This window comes from Lysinibacillus sp. FJAT-14222 (assembly GCF_001278875.1).
Lineage (GTDB): Bacteria > Bacillota > Bacilli > Bacillales_A > Planococcaceae > Lysinibacillus > Lysinibacillus agricola.
This window is the reverse complement of sequence record NZ_LIYL01000038.1, coordinates 1-17,635: the sequence shown is the minus strand read 5'-3', so window position 1 is coordinate 17,635 and position 17,635 is coordinate 1. Positions and strand designations below refer to the sequence as shown.

Below are 17,635 nucleotides of genomic sequence, written 5' to 3'. Positions count from 1 at the left end.
CTTAAATATCTAAGATCTTACGAATGTGCTTTATATGCTCTTGTGCTTTTGGACCATCTTTACGTCCGCGAATTATGTCTGATAGATAAGCGTTTGAAATGCCGACCATTTCAGCCAATTCCTTTTGTCTCATCTTCTTTTTGAATAGTTCTGATCTAACTTGTGCTCCTAAATCTTCTGGCATAATGACACCTCATTTCTTTGAAAATTCATACCGTCATTGGCTCGGTACCACAGCGCTTTACTTATTTGGAAAAAATTAAGCTAATTTATTAGCTAATTGTATTGACTATTTTTAGTCTTTAATATAGAATACAGACATAGCTAAATAAGACTTATGAAAGCCTTTGAACTCAACACTTTAACCGTTCCCCAACGAAATAAACGTGTTTTTATAGGTTGTCTTTTATATTGCTTTTAGCTAATAACTTAGCTTATGAACACAGTATATTAGCTTTAGAACTAAAAGTCAATTTGTTTTTAGTTAAAAGATTAATTTATTGTGCTTGTAAGTCATGAGGATGGTTGATATGACTACATTTGATAGATTAAAAAAACTTTGCGAAGAACAGAAAATTTCTATTGTTGAATTAGAAGAAAAACTATATTTTGGCAGGAATTCTCTCTATGGTTGGAAAAAGAAAGTTCCAAATGGCGCTAACTTAGAGAAAGTAGCAGATTATTTCGATGTATCCGTAGACTACCTACTTGGTCGTACAGATAAAAAACGATACTTTGATCTAACTGAAAAAGATGAACAAGATATACAATTAGAACTTCAAAAAATGATTGCTGGTTTATCTGAAAGTGGCCATGCGGCATTTGACGGTAGAACTCTTGACGAATTAAGTGAAGAAGAGATTGAAGATAGAGAATTGTTATTATCAAGTTTAGAAAATTCGCTGAGACTTGCTAAACGTGTAGCAAAACAGAAATTCACCCCTAAAAAATATAGAGATTAATGGGAGTGTAGGATGCGATGTCAATAAAGTCAATTGTTAATCAGTTAGTTAAAAAACACGGTACAAATGATCCTTTCAAAATAGCAAAAAACATGGGAATACTAATTGTATTTGAACCGTTAGGTAATGCCTTAGGATATTACAGCAAGCATTTCAGAGTACCTATTATTCATATCAATCAAGATGCAGATAAAACTTCTCAGTTTTTTATTTGTGGCCATGAATTAGGGCATGCTATTCAACATCCAGATACAAATACTTCTTTTTTGAAAAAACATACTCTTTTTTCTACAGATAAATTAGAAATAGAAGCTAATACATTTGCAGTTGAATTGCTATTGCCTGACGATCTGTTTTTGGAGCAAAATAATTATTCATGTTTTACCATCTATGATGCAATTAAAGAAAAAGGTGTTCCGGTCGAACTATTATCTTTAAAAAACGTAGATGGTAAAAAAATTTAACTTTAAACAGAACATTTATTCTCATCAAAGGTGGTGATGCACAAATTTTCACCGTTCAGCTTATAAGAGAGGAGAATTACCAATGGCAAGTTATAGAGAGTTAGAACCTGCAAAGAATGGCAAACCACGTATCAAAATAACAGTTGAACTTGGATACGATGAAGAGACAGGTAAACGTATTAGAAAATATAAAACAGTAACATTAAATAGTCTTTCAGATCGTGCTATTAAAAAAGCCATTACAGAATATGAAATTGAAGTATCAAAATTGGATGTTATACAGATAACAGAAAGCATTACATTTATGGAGTTCCGTAATCGATGGTTAGACAATTATGTGAGACTTGATCTATCTCCTGCTACTAAATCACATTATGTACGTATTTTAAACACTGGAACATTTGATATGTTTGATAGTATGAAGATGAAAAAAATAAAGAAATTCCACATTGTCGAATATTTTTCCGAAGAAAAGAAAGAAGGACGTAAAAATTTAAGTAACAAATTTAGCATTTTAAAAAGTATCTTTGCAAAGGCAATTGAGTGGGAAATCATTAATGAAAATCCAATGAACGGAATAAAAGCTCCACATGTAGAACCTCGTCAAAGAGAGTTAGAGTTTTATGATTCTGAACATTTATCTCAAATGTTAGAAGCCATAAATAGTTTAAACCTTAAATATCGAGTAATTTATAAATTAGCTTGCTTAGTTGGTTTAAGGGAATCTGAAATAGCAGCTCTTAGACTAGAGAAAATTAACTTCGTTAATAACACTATATTAATCGATCAAGCTTTGAAATATGATACTGAGGAAAAATCAGAATTGATTTTAGGGCCAACTAAAAATAAAAAATCACGTATTGTAAATGTCCCTCAAAAGTTCATGGACGAAATTAAAGAACAAGTGAATGATCAAAAAAAATTAAAAATTAGATCAGGCAACGCATGGAAACCTATGAAGGATGATGATGGTAAAGACATCGATTTTTTAGTTACGTCACAACGTTTTTTAGGATACCCTATTGTACCTTCAGCAATAAGTAATACCTGGAGACGCCATTCGAAAAAACTTGAACTACCAAAGATAAATTTCCACGCTTTAAGACACTCTTGTGCATCTTACTTATTAAGTAATGACGCCAATTTTAAAATTATACAAGAGCAATTAGGTCATAGTGATGTTGGATTGACTATGAACACATATAGTCATTTGACTAAAGAAGATAAAAAAACTGCAATTGATTTATTTAATAAGATATTGTAATTTGGTCTCTTTTTGGTCGCCTGTGGTTTTTAGCGAATTTCAAACCCTTTGTAAATAAAGACTCTAGACAATTAGTAAAAAAAGTAATAGTATTTGCATCAATTATTAAATTCTGAAAAAGGTGAACATTTCATGGAATTCTCAAAAAAACTACAGCAACTCCCGACTCAATTTTTTGCAGCATTGGTCCAAAAAGTGAATACTGCTTTAGCAGAAGGGCGCGATGTTATCAATCTCGGTCAAGGCAATCCAGATCAGCCCACTCCTCAACACATTATAAAAGCATTACAGGAGGCAGCTGAAAATCCTCAAAATCATAAATATTCTCCATTCCGTGGCATAGCAGAATTACGTCAAGCAGCCGCAGACTTCTACAAACGTGAATACAACGTTGACATCGACCCTGAAACAGAGATCGCTATTCTTGGTGGTACGAAAATCGGACTTGTCGAGCTACCGTTAGCCGTTTTAAATCCTGGCGATACAATGCTTTTGCCTGATCCTGGCTATCCTGATTACTTATCAGGTGTTGTATTAGGTGATGTTAATTTTGAAGTCATGCCGCTTTTTGCAAAAAATAATTTTCTGCCTGATTATCATGCTTTATCCGATGACGTAAAAGAAAAGGCTAAGCTTCTTTATTTAAATTACCCGAATAACCCAACTGGCGGCACTGCAACACTTGAATTTTTCGAGGAAACAGTGCGCTTTGCTAAAGAGCACAACATTATCGTCTCACATGATTTCGCTTACGGAGCAATTGGATTTGACGGCAATAAACCTAATAGCTTCCTGCAAGCAGAAGGTGCCAAAGAGGTCGGCATCGAAATGTATACTTTATCTAAAACGTATAATATGGCAGGCTGGCGCATTGGTTTTGCAGTTGGTAACGCTGATATTATTGCGGCTATTAATCTTATTCAAGATCATCTATTTTGTAGTCAATTCCCTGCTGTGCAACAAGCAGCAGCGGTTGCCCTTACAGCATCTCAGAATTGCGCGGATGAGCTAAGAGCGACTTATGAGCGTCGACGAAATGTTCTGATCGAGGAAGCACAGCGAATTGGTTGGCAAGTAACCGCACCGAAGGGCTCTTTCTTTGCATGGCTCCCTGTTCCATTAGGTTATACAAGCGAGCAGTTTGCTGATGTATTACTCGACAAAGCTGATATCGCAGTAGCGGCAGGTAATGGTTTCGGTGAATATGGTGAAGGCTATGTGCGGGTCGGTTTACTTGTTAGTGAAGAACGCTTACGCGAAGCGATCAGTAGAATTGAAAAATTAAACTTATTTAACGCATAAGTATTTGATTTCCCTCTATCCAAAAACTGTCCCATTAGCTCACACTTGCTATGGGACAGTTTTTTCATCTCATTATCTTCCTTGGTAGCTCTAGCCCTTCTTCTAGCGGATAACATTGGACATGCCCCGTTTACTGTCGAATATGCTGAATCCCCTGTACTTCTGCTAGAACAACATCAGCTGTGATAACAACATTCCGCCGGACACAACACCCTAATAGTGCACTAATAATCCTTCCAAATGAACCCACACCATAGTTGACTCTCACTGACATTCCAAGCCTTCTTCCTTGATGAAATATTATAATAAAATAAAAAATTTCAAAAATTCCATTGACTTACCATAACCAATAATTTATATTAGTTCTATCGGATTTACAAAAAAATATTATAAATCTCTTATCAAGAGTAGCTGAGGGACTGGCCCTATGAAGCTCGGCAACCTCCTTTTTTTAAGGAAGGTGCTAAATCCTGCAAACGATCATCGTTTGATAGATAAGAGAGGACGTTTTTTCATGAGCCTCTCTTAGTTTATAAGAGAGTTTTTTTTATTTTTAACTACCGATAAAACAACATTGGAGGTTTTCTCATGAAAAAGAAAAACAAATTTTTACTAGGTTTAGCGAGTCTCACATTGGTAGCAGCATTAGTAGGCTGCGGTACTAAAGAAGACAGTAAAGATAGTCAAGATAAGGCTATTAATGAAAATAAAATTGTAGTGGGTGTGACTTCTGGTCCACACGAACAAATTACAGAGATTGTTGCAAAAGTTGCCAAAGAAAATGGCTTAGAGGTTGAACTAAAAACGTTCTCTGATTATGTTTTACCAAATACATCGTTAGCCGAGGGTGATCTTGATGTAAACAGCTATCAACACAAGCCATTCCTCGACGCATTTAACAAAGATCACAAAACAGATTTAGTGCCAGTAGGAAAAACAATTTTAAATCCTATGGGCTTATACTCTGAGAAATATAAATCATTCGATGAGATTCCTGATGGTGCAACATTCGGATTACCAAATGATCCAACAAACGGGGCTCGTGCTCTATTTGTCCTTCAAGAAGCAGGCATCATTAAATTAAAAGAAGGTGCAGACTTAACAGCATCTATTCGCGATGTGGAAGAAAACAAAAAGAATTTCAAATTCATTGAATTGGAGGCTGCACAAATTCCTAAGCAGCTTAGTGAAGTAGATGTGGCAGCTATTAATACGAACTTTGCTCTTGATGCTGGCATTAATCCTAAAAAAGATTCCATCCTTTTAGAATCTACTGACTCTCCTTATGTGAATTACATTGCAGTCCGTGCTGAAAACGAAGATGACCCAACGATCAAAAAATTCGTTGAAGCTTATCAATCTGATGAAGTACGCAAATTTATTGAAGAAGAATTCAAGGGTTCTGTTATTCCGGGCTGGTAAGTGACGATTAAGGACCTTTCATACAATCGAGGATCTGCGAGACTTCTACGGAAAACTAGCAGATTCTTGCTTTAAGAAGGGCTTAGAAAGGAGATATCACAGTATGATTCAATTAGAAAATATAACAAAAGAATTTAAAACTAAAAAAGGTATCGTCAAAGCAGTAGATGGTATTAACTTGCATGTCAAAAAAGGTGAAATTCATGGAGTTATTGGCTACAGCGGTGCAGGAAAAAGTACTCTTATTCGCTGTGTTAATTTATTAGAGCGACCAACAACAGGAAAAGTATTGATCGACAATGTAGATATTACTTCCCTTTCTCTAAATGACCTTCGCAAAACACGTCAAAAAATCGGGATGATCTTCCAGCATTTTAATCTCTTGAAAACAGCGACTGTTTACAACAATATCGCGGTACCATTAAAGCTTCTAGGCTATAACGACTCTGAAGTGAAAAATCGCGTTGCACAATATGCAGAAATTGTTGGCTTAACAGAGAAATTAGATAGCTATCCTAGCCAGCTTTCAGGTGGTCAAAAGCAGCGGGTCGCTATTGCACGTGCCCTTGCCCAAGAGCCTGAGATTTTGCTCAGTGATGAAGCGACGAGTGCTCTCGATCCTGAAACAACTGACGCTATTCTTGAGCTTCTCTTGAAAATTAATCGTGAGCTCGGCATCACTATTTTACTCATTACACATGAAATGAATGTTATTCAAAAAATTTGCGATGATGTATCCGTTCTTGAATCAGGGAAGGTTGTAGAATATGGCTCTGCTATAGAACTATTTTCGAAGCCTCAGCATTTAACGACACGTAAGTTTTTAAATACCATTTCTCAACGCAATTTATCGCCTTCCCTTATCAAGCAATTAAATGTCTCAGGAAGTGTGATTCGTTTAACATTCCTTGGTGAAAGTACCGGGAAACCTTTACTTGCAGAAGTGAGCAAAGTTTATGATGTACAACCAAATATCTTAACAGCTAATATCATTGAATTAAAAAACGGCATTGTCGGTAATATTGTCGTGCATTTACACGGTGAGGCTCATGTCGTAGAAAAAGCACTCAATTATTTTACAGAAAACGGAGTAGCTGTTGAGGAATTAGGAGGCGAATTAAATGAATAGCATTCAAAGCTTCTTTGCAGACTGGTCAGATGTTATTGGAAAGTCTATTATCGAAACCTTCCAAATGGTCGGGATTTCATTATTCTTTTCTATTTTAATTGGGATTCCTTTAGGGCTTTTAATCGTTTTAACTCGCCCGGGGCAATCGTTTGAAAATAAATTTCTCTATCAATTTTCCAATTTATTTATTAATATTATTCGCTCGGTACCATTCATTATTTTGCTATTCTTCATTTTACCGTTCACGAAGCTAATCGTTGGCACAACTATTGGTGTAAAAGGTGTTATTGTGCCGCTTGTTGTTTATACAGCGCCTTATATTGCGCGACTTATGGAAACGGCACTTTTAGAAGTTGATCCAGGTGTTGTGGAAGCTTATACAGCAATGGGTATTAAACGTCGTCACATTATTTGGAACGTCTTATTACGCGAAGCACGCCCATCCATAATTTTAGGCTTAACAATTGCCACAATAGGTCTTATTGGAGCAACGGCAATGGCAGGAATGGTTGGTGCTGGCGGTTTAGGTGATCTCGCATATCGTTACGGTCATTTACGCTATGAGGTCGATGTGATGTATGCGACAGTGTTTATCTTAATCATCCTTGTTCAGATTATTCAATCAATAGGTAACCGCTTTGCTGCGAAACTAAAGAAAGATTAGTAGGAGGATGACGATGACAAAGACAACACATAGCGATCTACTGTTAAAAAATATAAATGCACAAGCCCCCTTCCCTATTTGCTTTGCAGATTTAGAAAAGGCAGTTGCAGAAAAAATGGAAGCTGGTCCGTTTGGTTACATCCGTTCAGGTGCTGGTGGTGAGCAAACATTACGAAATAACCGTGCAGCCTTTGAAAAATACTCAATTACTCCTCGCTTTTTACAGGATGTTTCAAGTATTGATACGTCGATTGAACTGTTCGGAAAAGTACATCCAACGCCGTTCTTATTTGCCCCTGTCGGCATGAACAAAATGGCGCATGACGAAGGAGAGCTTGCCGTTGCACGTGCAGCTGATCAGTTAAAAATTCCTTATATTCAAAGTACAGTTTCAAGCTATGCACTTGAGGATGTGGCACAAACAGCCCCCACTGCTACTAAATGGTTTCAATTATATTGGTCAACAAATGAGGAAATTGCCTATAGCATGGCCGCTCGAGCCGAGGCTGCTGGTTTTGAGGCAATTGTTTTAACTGTAGATACCGTCATGCTTGGCTGGCGTGAAGAAGATGTTCGCAATCAATTTTCACCTTTAAAACTTGGGTATGCACGAGGAAACTATATGAATGATCCTGTTTTTACTGCTTCCTTACCAGATGATTCATTCGAGTCATATGTACAGGGCGTTTTGCAAAATATTTTCCACCCGACATTAAATTGGGAGAATGTACGTGAATTAAAGCGCCGTTCTAATCTCCCTATATTACTGAAGGGAATCTTACATCCAGAAGACGCAAAGCTAGCTATAGAAAACGGCATTGACGGTATTATCGTATCAAACCATGGTGGTCGCCAATTGGATGGCGTAATTGGTTCACTTGATGCTCTTCCTAACATTGTGAAAGTTGTAAACGGACAAATCCCTGTTATTTTAGATAGCGGTGTGTATCGTGGTATGGATGCTCTTAAGGCACTCGCTTTAGGAGCAGATGCTGTTGCCATTGGTCGTCCCTTCGTCTACGGCCTTGCATTAGAAGGACAGCAAGGAGTCGAAAAAGTAATGACGAATTTATATGATGAATTAAAAGTTTCGATCGCACTAGCAGGGGCAACATCTATCAAGGGACTACGTGATATCACATTGCTGAAAGATGTTTAAAATGATATCGCTGTTATCTGAGCTAAGAGCAGTTTTGGAACAAATACAAAAAGACCAGGATCTCAGCAATGAAGTGAGTCCTGGTCTTTTCGCGAAAGTGAATCTTACTAATCATTTTTGCTCTTAGTTTTAGATTCTATTAATTAGTACAATTAAGTCTAATAAAGGTTACAGTAATAAAAAAAAATTAAATATTTATTTTAAAGTACTTAAAAATAATTCCTCAACTTATATTTTATAGGCATGGTTAAGATGCCTCAAACGTAGTTATAGCTCAATTATGCCGTGGCATAATTACGTCCGGAATCGACTTTGTGCTTTGGCCTACATGACTCGCTATCCTTCACTTTTAGCATGATACAAATAGAAAAGCAGAGACACTGATTCAACAGCATCTCTGCCTCTCTATTACGCAAAAGATTATAATGACCAGTGATACTTATTTCGATGCTTCAATAAATAGACACCCCACAAACTAAAACCAAGCGCTGCAATCCCTTGTACAATTATACAATCATAAAGTGAAATATCAGGATTAGCTCTACTCCATTGAAGTAAATAAAAATAACCTTGCCCTGTACCTGTTGTAAACATCCCATAAAATAAATAAGCTAAAGGAAGTGCAACACCCATTGCTACATTTTTAAAAAGTATAAGAAAAAACGCTGTTAAAATCATATAAAATAATGATGATATAAAAGCAGCCATTAACTCTACAAATGTATAATGATTCGTAAGTGTTAATGATACAACAAAAGCTGCTGCATAGATTATGCTTAATGTAATTGGTCGAACCCATCCAAAAATAAAGTTATGTAATGGGTAAGTTAATAGTAGTTCTTTAAGATGAATAGAGCCAATTTGGTATAATAACGCGATAATAGGCAAGATTAACAACGGAAATACTACAAATATTAATATATTATTCGGCAAATCCCCATCATATCCCTTGCTAAGAATAGCAAGCAACATTAGGATGATTGGCAATATCATAAGCTTGTACTGTATTTTCCATAAGAAGCGCCAAAAAATTATTTCTTGTTTAACCAAACCATGTATCCCTCCTCTAAGGTAGGATTAACAGGGGTAGCCTGTGGATGAATGGAATCCGATGCTATAAAGCGTAGGTCAACCACATCATCCATTCTTGAAGTTAGCGTGATAAGTATGTCTGTATTTTGTCGAACTTGCTCATATGTTGTTGAATCTATTTCTAAAGCCCAAACCTTCCCCTTGGCAAGATGAGTAACTTCTTGAATAGATGCATACTGCTCAATACTGCCATTTTTCATAAGCAGAACTTGGTCACATGTCATAGCAACATCTTCCGTAATATGCGTGGAAAGAATGACAAGTCGTTCTTTCCCTAATCGTTTAATTAAATTTCTAAAACGAATTCGCTCCTCAGGGTCTAAGCCGGCTGTAGGCTCATCGACAAGCAATACATCGGGGCTATGCAGAATGGCTTGTGCAATACCAAGTCTTTGTCGCATCCCACCAGAAAATGACTTAATCCGATCATCCACCCTCTCCTCTAAGTTAACCTCTCTTAAAATAGCAGGAATATCTGTAGCAAGCTGTTTTGTATCAAGCCCTCGAAGGACACCTAAATATTCCAAATATTCACGCGCTGTTAAGTTAGGAAACCCACCTATATGCTGTGGTAGATAGCCAATATGTTTACGTACCTTTTCCAAATCTTTCGACCAATCAAGCTCATTAAACATAATTGTGCCTGTATCAGCTTCATAATAAGTTGATAAGATACGCAAAAATGTAGTTTTACCAGCTCCATTTGGGCCCAATAAACCGACAATGCCTTTGTTTAATGATAGCGAGGTTGGCTGAAGCGCTTTCTTTTTTCCAAACTTTTTCGATAGTTCATGAATATTTAACATTATTGATTACCTTCCCCTCTATAAAAAGCATTGAAAATATCACTTGTTGAATAACTCTCAGGATTTATATAGGCTTCATCGGGATTCGCCTGAATGCCATTAAAAACAGGAGCATAATAAAGATGCGTTGGAAGCTTTTCTGAGACATTGTATTCTTGATTATTTTTTTGCATTACTTCATTGATAGTATGAGTCAAGGGATCAATTTGCTGTAATGATTTGTAGCTTGGATACGTTAAGTTATCTATTTTATCGAATTTACCCATTAAAATCGTAGGACCATAGGCTTTACCTACCCAATGATTTACAGTATTTTCATCTAAATTAGATAAAATTGGATGAGGCATTGGGGAATCCCAATACAGCTCATAGTCTTCCTTAACACCATGATGATATGGGTCTTGTGCTTCGGAAGGCAGCATTGGATACCAAGCAGATGTTGCAACTAGCTGAGCAGTTGTTGGTCCAATCGGGCTATAAGTACTTGTCTCAATCTCCATTTCTATTGTGCCATTACGTTCAGGTAGCTCTAATTGTACAAGCTGTCCCAAGCGCTTCATTTTTATTGGAGATGTACTCATTGTAACAGTGTTAATCTGAAAATCTTGCAACAATGCAAGCGTAATATGATCTGTATTAGACGTTATATCCATCGCTACTCTATATTTAAGGTCATGGTTATTTGCCCCATGTTTGAAATTAAAAGTATATTTATTAATTTGATACTCTTCAGAAACCGTTACACTTTGCTCCTCTGTTAGCGACAATGTTGTAGCCAAATCCAAGCTACCCTTTCCAGTAATATAGGGTACATACGGAGAAAAAATAGGTACTAACATCGAGACAGCTAAAAGACTAATGGAAAAGGTCTTTATTTTCAAATTTCGTTTATATCTTGTCCATAGATAAAGTGCAATTACAATAAGGAACATAAATATTCTTTGGATATAATATCCATTATTGATCACTAGGCTTTCTAAAAAGCTTACAGAATTTATTTCTATAATATTAGGGTCGCCATTGATTAGCCACCCTCCCCATTCACGCGGAAGAATCCCTACCATCGAATTGTAAGGCATTGTTAAAAACCATACACCAATGATCATTAAATAGCTATATATATTCGGGAGCCAACTATAAATAACATAACCAAGGATAATCGAATAGAAAAAGGGAATATACCAACAAAACAATGTATATGTAAACGATTCAAGCACACCGTCAACTGTGATACTTCGATGAACGATTCCTATATACCCCACTATCGCAAGATAAAAGACAATATAAATTAATAACGATAGGACAAGCCAATACAGCAATGTGCTACGATTATATTTTCGAAATAATGGAGTTACCGAAATGGTTTCATCAAGCTGTTGATTAATTTCTAGTCGTGCTCGCTCTGCACCATATATAAACAGTAATAATGTCATCACCATAATAAAATAAACCATCCCAGGAATAACGGTTAGATCTGTAATATTGGCTCGAGGTAAAAAAATAGCAACAATTATAAATAGAATAAAAATAGTAGGCCATATGGGTTGTCTTATTAATTGCAAAAATTCCATTTTCATTATTTTAAGCATAAATGAATTACCTCTACATTTTTGACATAAATTGGATTATGAACATCCTGAGTTAATCTGAAATTTCTAAGTATAAAATTAGTTAATTACTACACTTGTTCTAATACCAGCTGCGTAATCTCCTTTAGCTACAACATTGTACGCATTATTCGCATCTGCAACAAATGATACTGAAGCATTAGGAGATCCACTTGTGTTTGAAACAGATGAACTGCTCATCTTTTTATCTGGTAAAAAACGTCTGAACTCGTATAATTCACCAGTTCCTGATCCTGTACCTGCATATAAATTTGTATAATGCCAGCTAGTAGTACCATTCCCTTGAATAGATACACTTTCAGCACTACCAGATTTATTTGCTGGTTTGTCAGCTGTACCTGTTGCTGCCAAAGCACTGGTAGCAAAGATTGAAAATACTGCAATACTAGTCATAAAAATTCTACTATACTTTTTCATAAATTTATTAGCCCCCTAAAAGTTTTCAGTCAGTTACATAATCCAATCTATTAATACATTACCTTATTTACAATATTTTGTAAACAATTACTGATAATTACTTGGAAATTATATGGGTATAACTCAATGCCTCAATACCTCAATACCTCAATACCTCAATACCTCAATACCTCAATACCTCAATACCCTTATAATAACTAATATATATTTATTTATAAACATATATTGTTAATAATAGTAAAATTAACTTATATTTGAGTTTATTACTATTTCAAGATGTCAGCTTTCACTAATCGTCCTAACAAATACTTTTGAGCGGCTATTCTTCACTTTCCCTATTCTATCCATCACTTTCTTCTTTCTATTTTGTAAAAAGGCTTCCCTATCAACAAGGATAAATTTTACTCACTCTATCATGCAAAAAGGCTTCCCCATTTGTGAGGAAGCCTTTTTCTTATTGAATAACGCCTAGTTCACGGCCGACTTTTTCATAGATTGCTAGAGCGCCGTCCAGCATTTCTTTTGTATGCGCCGCTGTAGGCATGTTACGAACACGCCCTGTGCCTTTTGGAACCGTTGGGAAAACGATGGATTTAGCATAGACGCCTTCTTCAAATAGGCGACGTGAAAATTCCTGTGTAAGCTTTTCATCACCAATAATACATGGTGTAATTGGCGTTTCAGATGCACCAATATTGAAGCCTAGCTTAGCAAGACCCGCTTTTAGGTAATCGCCATTTTCCCAAAGCTTATCATGAAGCTCTGTTGAGTCAATCAACATTTGTACTGCCGCTGTAATCGCAGCAACATCACCTGGTGGTAATGCTGTTGAGAATAAAAATGGACGAGAACGCACTTTTAGCCAGTCAATTAAATTTTTCTTACCTGCTACATATCCACCAACAACACCAATTGCTTTAGAAAGTGTACCAATTTGGAAGTCAATTTCTTTTTCTAAACCGAAATGCTTCACAGTGCCTTTTCCTTTACCTGTTACCCCTGATCCGTGTGCATCATCGACATATGTTATTAAATCAAACTCTTTCGCAATCTCAACGATTTCTGGTAATTTTGCAATATCACCGTCCATTGAGAATACGCCATCAGTAATGACCATGACTTTATTGTATAAGCCTGATGCTTTTGCTTCCTTTGCCTTTGCACGTAAATCATCCATATCGGAGTGATTATAGGCAATAATTTTTGCACGTGATAAACGACAGCCATCAATAATCGATGCATGGTTTAATTGGTCTGAAAGAATCGCATCATTTTTATCCATAACAGCTGAAATAGCTGCCATATTACAGTTAAAACCTGATTGGTAAGAGATCGCTGCCTCTGTACCTTTAAATTCAGCAAGCTTTCCCTCTAATTTTACGTGTAAATCAAGTGTGCCATTAATCGTACGGACTGCTCCAGCACCCACACCGTATGTTTCAATTGTTTCTTTGGCAATACGCTTTAAATCTTCATTCGTTGCTAAGCCAAGATAGTTGTTTGAGGATAGATTAATTAGATGTTTGCCACGCACCTGAATAATGGGTCCGTTTGCTCCCTCTACTGGATCAATTTCATTGTATAAGCCTTGTTCATGTAAGTTTTGTAGGTTTTCATCTAAAAATGCATTCAATACTTTTGACAAGCGTATCATCCTTTCCTAGGAAAACTATTTCTAGCTCCTAGTGTAGCACAAGCATGTTATAAGAAAAATTACTTTGTTAATCTTTCGAATAGCGGGGCAGTTTTTTCTCGCCAAAGAGATGACGATGTACAATTATCTATTAATCGACGGACAGTATACTCCGCTTCCGCATAACGCTTCGAATACCCCATTGCATCCTGCATTGCTTCTTTATACTTTGCCCGAATATCTTCAATTTGAACTTCTGCTTCCTGTGAAATTGCGCAATGTTTCCCTATATCGAATATTTCATCTCCAAGTCTGCCGTCCTCTGGGTCAAAGATATGAGGCTCTGTACTATCAAAGATGCAGAAATTCAATTCCGGAATAATAACCATGTCAACAGAGTTTGCATCCAAGCCACACCAAATAATTTGTGCATCGAGCCCTCTCGCATTTGCTTCGTCTGCTAAATCTTTCATTAACGAAGATTTACCTGTACCCGGCTTTCCTTTGATCATCAATCTCCGAGATACATTTTTCGTTATACTATCTACAGTATTTTCGGCCCCCCTCGGTGTTAATGTTCCGAGTAAGCGATGCGTGCGTATACCTGTTTTGTTTAAGACAATCGATTGGAAAACATCTGTCTTTAAATTTTCAACCTGGTCATTTAATGCCTCCCAGTTCATACAGCTCTGTGTCACTACTTCCCAATCATCATGAATCTTTATAGCTTTAGTAAGCGACGAAATACACTTCTCACGCCATGACTCTCGTTCCGTCATCGTATTAGCGAGCTGTTCACCAACCTTTTCAAGCTGGATTTCTTCTAAGCAATCATAAAATGACATCACCCGATGCTTTGTGCCAAGAAAAGTCGGTTCAATCCCCCACTCCGATGACCATACAAATAATCGATTACAGCCTTGAACGTATACTGCCTCTACAACATCCTCCAGCAAAGCATGCTTAAACCACTCCACCGCAAAGCCCTGCTTCACATAAAAATACCCAAGCTCTTTAAGAAGCTCAGCTCCTTTAAACGTCGGTGCACCCTGCAAAATATAAACTAATTCTGCCTCATCCATCATTTCTTTATATAAATGTTTAATTCCTTGCCCAGTCAGTGCGTGTCCATAATAATAGGTCACATTTCCGTTCAATTTCGATCCCCCTTTATCTTATGCCTTGCATTATATGAAGCAACCTTTAAAAAAATGAAAAGCTACTTTTCTCCAAAACAGTTTTCCTCGGCAAGTTGTGATGCCAGTCGTTCTTCGTGCACTCTTTGCAATGAGCTACCGGCAATCGTATGATTCCCCCGTTTCTCTGCATGATTAGGGTCGGTTCGAACTATAAAGAATCAAAAAAAGCCAATGAGAGTAAGTGACTCACTGGCTTAATTAAGAAATAACTCAATATTTGTTGTGAAATATTGAGTTATTAGTTAAACGCATCATATACGTATTTATTTTTCGGATCAACACCGTACCAACCCCATGTAGCAGTATGTCCTTCTTTTGTTTTCGGGTCGTCAATCACAACTTCATAAACATGAAAAACATAATCGCCATGCTCATTGTCATACTCATATTCAACAAACAAATTAGGGTTATTAGGTAGCTGTAGTTTTTGTATTACTAGCTGTTTTGCTTGCTCTTTTGAAACTTTAGCATTTTGCGCTTGCTTTTGCGCTTCTTTTTTAGCATTTTCTTCTGCTATCTTCCGTTGCTTTTCTTCTTCTGCTTTCTTCTTTTTCTCTTCTTCCGCTTTATTTTGCTGCTCCACGATATATGCTTCTTTTTTATCAACTGTTTCTTTTGCTAAGTTAGTTGCTTGAACAAACAAATCTTTAAATAATTTGTAACTTGGATAATCCCCTTCTTGAGTAACAAGTGCGTTAAAAATAGTGTATGCTTCGTCAAACTTTTGCTGTTCTAGCAACACTTTCCCTTTGGAGATATTTGCCTCTAACTCTTCCTTTTGAGCGCTTTCCACATCTGTCTGTTTTACAATTTCTCTTGCTTGTTTTTTTGTACTCTCAATGATTTTTTTATTTACTTCTTCTTTAATTTTATAATCTATAATTTTTTCGGCATTATAATTACTTGCTTCAAATTTACCTTCCTTTTTAGCAATTAAGCTATCATTAAGGATCTTTGCAATCGATATTAATTCATCAATTTCCTTCGTATTTTTTTCTTGTTCAGCAATCTCAAAGAATTTTATTGCTTCACTGTAATTACCATTTTCAAGTTCTATTTTTCCCTTATCGAAGTTATCTGTATAAACTTTTGAAGTACATCCTACTAAAAAGATACATAAAATAAATAATGCTAGTTTCCTCAAATTAATTCCCCCTAAAACCCACAGCAAAGAAAAAGATATAAATTTTTCCAATATTACTAAATCAATTATATATAATAACCTACAAATTAAATACAAAATTTTTCATACGCGAACAGTAAGTTGGAAAAAGGAATACCCAAAACGAAGTCGAATTTTTAAGTTTGGAGGGAGATGTATGATAAAAAAAATTGGGACTGTTTTGTTTGCAATTGGTATAGTAATGATGGTTTATAGGTATGCCTTATTTATTGGAATATTCAACAAATGAATTTTTAAAGTATCCTTTATATTTAGGATTGTTAGTAACGGTTATATTTGCTCCTACTCCAACAAAAAGAAAGTAATGTTCTTGAATTACTGGATAGTATCTTAGTCGAGCATTCTTCACTCTGCCTAAATACTTCTTCCACTTAGAAAAGTACATTACGCTACACGAAAGCTATCGTGATATATCATTAATAGAGGGTGAAAAAAAATACAGCCTTCTCTTTTAGCAACATTCGCTAAAAAAGAAGGCTATGAACATGCCATTACTTCATTAAACCTTTAATAAGTCGGGCTGAGACATAACAAACTTCACCATTATCTAAAAAAATAATTCTTTCCTTAGAATCTATATTTTTAATTTTGCTTTTATTTACAATAGAAGATTTGTGACAACGATAAAAATCATCATATAAACCTTCATAATCTTTTAATCGACCGTAAAATTCAATATGTTCATTTTCTAAATGTAAAATAATTTTATGTGAGCCTGGGGAAGCTTCGAAAAAATAAACATTTTGAAAATCAATATTATGGGTACGCCCTGTTGTTTTAATTTGAAATTTTTGAATGTTATCTTGTTCCCCTATTTTTAAATAACGTCGATGCGCTTCTTTTAAAGTAGATAATAATTTATCTTTTAACGTATCTGGGTGATCTTTAATGATAAAATCTAACGCAGCCAGTTTATAAATAAATGTAAGATAACTCATTTCAGCATGTGTTGTAATATATACTAAGCTAGCAATAGGGTCTTTTTCTCGAATCTTACTACCTAATGCGATACCAGTAATTTCGTGATTTAAATCTATATCTAAAAAATAGCAATCCGCTTTATCATTTTCTAAAAATGATAGAACATCATCAGGATTTGTAGTGGCCAGCACAATTTCCATCCCATTATCTTCTATAATAGCGTAGTTTTCGATTGTTTTTTTTACACTTTCTAATTGAGCTAAATCATCTTCACAAATAATAATATCCATCTTATCTACTCCTTTGAAATTCGACTTCTTGAATAAAATAAGGGGGACTAATTTTCGTGTTCAAATTGACGTTATGTAAATCATTTGTTATTTGACGTAA

At 35.8% G+C, this 17,635-nt stretch carries 18 protein-coding genes and 1 riboswitch; of the genes, 8 read left to right on the top strand and 10 right to left on the bottom strand.

Going from position 1 to position 17,635, the window contains the following annotated elements; all coding sequences use genetic code 11:
* Window position 1: 1 nt before the first annotated feature.
* The gene (locus AN161_RS16090) at window positions 2-187 is read right to left on the bottom strand and encodes a helix-turn-helix transcriptional regulator (RefSeq protein ID WP_198926899.1); all 186 of its coding nucleotides are present in this window, start codon (window positions 185-187) and stop codon (window positions 2-4) included.
* 343 nt (window positions 188-530) lie between these two features.
* Between AN161_RS16090 and AN161_RS16085 the strand changes: the two genes are divergently transcribed.
* From AN161_RS16085 to AN161_RS16070, 4 genes are all read left to right on the top strand, one after another.
* Entirely contained in the window at window positions 531-962 is a 432-nt protein-coding gene (locus AN161_RS16085) for a helix-turn-helix transcriptional regulator (protein ID WP_053595363.1), read from the top strand.
* A gap of 17 nt (window positions 963-979) precedes the next feature.
* Window positions 980-1,426 carry an ImmA/IrrE family metallo-endopeptidase gene (locus AN161_RS16080; RefSeq protein WP_053595362.1) on the top strand — a complete coding sequence of 149 codons (447 nt, stop codon included), beginning with the start codon at window positions 980-982 and terminating at the stop codon, window positions 1,424-1,426.
* 82 nt (window positions 1,427-1,508) lie between these two features.
* On the top strand, window positions 1,509-2,690 hold the full coding sequence (locus AN161_RS16075) for a site-specific integrase (protein ID WP_053595361.1): 1,182 nt from the start codon (window positions 1,509-1,511) through the stop codon (window positions 2,688-2,690).
* A gap of 132 nt (window positions 2,691-2,822) precedes the next feature.
* Window positions 2,823-3,992: a pyridoxal phosphate-dependent aminotransferase gene (locus AN161_RS16070; RefSeq protein ID WP_053595360.1), complete on the top strand. Its 1,170-nt coding sequence runs from the start codon at window positions 2,823-2,825 to the stop codon at window positions 3,990-3,992.
* A 130-nt stretch (window positions 3,993-4,122) separates the two neighbouring features.
* Here the strand turns inward: AN161_RS16070 and AN161_RS30650 are convergent, their stop codons facing one another.
* Window positions 4,123-4,266, bottom strand: a complete 144-nt coding sequence (locus AN161_RS30650) for a hypothetical protein (RefSeq protein WP_241774584.1) — start codon at window positions 4,264-4,266, stop codon at window positions 4,123-4,125.
* 121 nt (window positions 4,267-4,387) lie between these two features.
* A riboswitch (SAM riboswitch) is annotated at window positions 4,388-4,493 on the top strand.
* 87 nt (window positions 4,494-4,580) lie between these two features.
* Here AN161_RS30650 and AN161_RS16065 point away from each other — a divergent pair.
* The 4 genes from AN161_RS16065 to AN161_RS16050 all read left to right on the top strand — a co-directional run bounded on the left by AN161_RS16065 (window position 4,581) and on the right by AN161_RS16050 (window position 8,366).
* Complete coding sequence (locus tag AN161_RS16065; RefSeq protein WP_053595359.1) at window positions 4,581-5,414, top strand: MetQ/NlpA family ABC transporter substrate-binding protein; 834 nt, start codon at window positions 4,581-4,583, stop codon at window positions 5,412-5,414.
* 103 nt (window positions 5,415-5,517) lie between these two features.
* Entirely contained in the window at window positions 5,518-6,543 is a 1,026-nt protein-coding gene (locus AN161_RS16060; RefSeq protein ID WP_053595358.1) for an ATP-binding cassette domain-containing protein, read from the top strand.
* A complete protein-coding gene (locus tag AN161_RS16055) occupies window positions 6,536-7,207 on the top strand; it encodes a methionine ABC transporter permease (RefSeq protein WP_053595357.1) in 672 nt (223 codons plus the stop codon). The genes AN161_RS16060 and AN161_RS16055 overlap by 8 nt, the downstream gene beginning before the upstream one ends.
* A 13-nt stretch (window positions 7,208-7,220) precedes the next feature.
* Window positions 7,221-8,366, top strand: coding sequence for an alpha-hydroxy acid oxidase (locus AN161_RS16050; protein WP_053595356.1), 1,146 nt, complete (start codon window positions 7,221-7,223; stop codon window positions 8,364-8,366).
* 420 nt (window positions 8,367-8,786) lie between these two features.
* On the opposite strand, the gene AN161_RS16045 is transcribed toward AN161_RS16050, so the two are convergent.
* The 8 genes from AN161_RS16045 to AN161_RS16010 form a co-directional block, all read right to left on the bottom strand.
* Window positions 8,787-9,416 (bottom strand): hypothetical protein, encoded by a 630-nt coding sequence (locus AN161_RS16045; protein WP_053595355.1) that lies wholly within the window; start codon window positions 9,414-9,416, stop codon window positions 8,787-8,789.
* Window positions 9,398-10,264: an ABC transporter ATP-binding protein gene (locus AN161_RS16040; protein ID WP_053595354.1), complete on the bottom strand. Its 867-nt coding sequence runs from the start codon at window positions 10,262-10,264 to the stop codon at window positions 9,398-9,400. Before AN161_RS16040 ends, AN161_RS16045 begins: the two co-directional genes overlap by 19 nt.
* Entirely contained in the window at window positions 10,264-11,853 is a 1,590-nt protein-coding gene (locus AN161_RS16035; protein ID WP_053595353.1) for a hypothetical protein, read from the bottom strand. The genes AN161_RS16040 and AN161_RS16035 overlap by 1 nt, the downstream gene beginning before the upstream one ends.
* 78 nt (window positions 11,854-11,931) lie before the next feature.
* Window positions 11,932-12,309 carry a hypothetical protein gene (locus AN161_RS16030; RefSeq protein ID WP_053595352.1) on the bottom strand — a complete coding sequence of 126 codons (378 nt, stop codon included), beginning with the start codon at window positions 12,307-12,309 and terminating at the stop codon, window positions 11,932-11,934.
* 454 nt (window positions 12,310-12,763) lie between these two features.
* On the bottom strand, window positions 12,764-13,963 hold the full coding sequence (locus tag AN161_RS16025; RefSeq protein ID WP_198926897.1) for a glycine C-acetyltransferase: 1,200 nt from the start codon (window positions 13,961-13,963) through the stop codon (window positions 12,764-12,766).
* Window positions 13,964-14,022: 59 nt separating this feature from the next.
* Window positions 14,023-15,099 carry a nucleotide kinase gene (locus AN161_RS16020; RefSeq protein ID WP_053595350.1) on the bottom strand — a complete coding sequence of 359 codons (1,077 nt, stop codon included), beginning with the start codon at window positions 15,097-15,099 and terminating at the stop codon, window positions 14,023-14,025.
* Between the two features lie 280 nt (window positions 15,100-15,379).
* Window positions 15,380-16,336 (bottom strand): hypothetical protein, encoded by a 957-nt coding sequence (locus tag AN161_RS16015; RefSeq protein ID WP_143114851.1) that lies wholly within the window; start codon window positions 16,334-16,336, stop codon window positions 15,380-15,382.
* Window positions 16,337-16,815: 479 nt separating this feature from the next.
* The gene (locus AN161_RS16010; RefSeq protein WP_053595348.1) at window positions 16,816-17,535 is read right to left on the bottom strand and encodes a LytTR family DNA-binding domain-containing protein; all 720 of its coding nucleotides are present in this window, start codon (window positions 17,533-17,535) and stop codon (window positions 16,816-16,818) included.
* Between the last annotated feature and the right edge of the window lie 100 nt (window positions 17,536-17,635).